Below are 247 nucleotides of genomic sequence, written 5' to 3' on the forward strand. Positions count from 1 at the left end.
CAACAACAGTAACGTAATCACGTGGTTTTACATCGTTCGTAATTTGTACGTCAAACTCTTCTTTACCAGTTAAACCTAGTGTATCAGCGTTTTCACCATCTTTGAATTGTAATGGTAGAACACCCATTAATACTAAGTTACTACGGTGGATTCTTTCGAAACTTGCAGCAATTACTGTTTTGATACCAAGTAAGTTCGTACCTTTTGCAGCCCAGTCACGGGAACTTCCCATTCCGTAGTCGTTACC

At 39.7% G+C, this 247-nt stretch carries 1 protein-coding gene; it reads right to left on the reverse strand.

All coding sequences use genetic code 11. The features are described from left to right. A partial coding sequence (locus AOA60_RS29545; protein ID WP_143522594.1) for a hypothetical protein occupies positions 1-247 on the reverse strand: 247 nt, incomplete at both ends.

The sequence above is a fragment of the Pseudomonas sp. 2822-17 genome, assembly GCF_002742485.1.
Lineage (GTDB): Bacteria > Pseudomonadota > Gammaproteobacteria > Pseudomonadales > Pseudomonadaceae > Aquipseudomonas > Aquipseudomonas cyclaminis.